A 518-nucleotide genomic window follows, 5' to 3' on the forward strand; every position below is an offset into this window, starting at 1 on the left:
ACTATAGCTTTACACTGGCATTCGCCAAGGCATGTGTAGGATAGGTGGTAGGCTTTGAAGCGTGGGCGCCAGCTCGCGTGGAGCCATCCTTGAAATACCACCCTTATCTTCGTGGATGTCTAACCGCGGCCCGTCATCCGGGTCCGGGACAGTGTATGGTGGGTAGTTTGACTGGGGCGGTCGCCTCCGAAAGAGTAACGGAGGCGCGCGATGGTAGGCTCAGACCGGTCGGAAATCGGTCGTCGAGTGCAATGGCATAAGCCTGCCTGACTGCGAGACTGACAAGTCGAGCAGAGACGAAAGTCGGTCATAGTGATCCGGTGGTCCCGCGTGGAAGGGCCATCGCTCAACGGATAAAAGGTACGCCGGGGATAACAGGCTGATGACCCCCAAGAGTCCATATCGACGGGGTTGTTTGGCACCTCGATGTCGGCTCATCGCATCCTGGGGCTGGAGCAGGTCCCAAGGGTTTGGCTGTTCGCCAATTAAAGCGGTACGTGAGCTGGGTTCAGAACGTC

The 518-nt window shown here is 57.7% G+C and carries 1 rRNA gene; it reads left to right on the forward strand.

The window, feature by feature from the left end:
• Positions 1–518 (forward strand): 23S ribosomal RNA (locus tag ACR0C6_RS22265); the annotation flags it as partial.

It is taken from the genome of Ruegeria sp. AL12 (genome assembly GCF_056540885.1).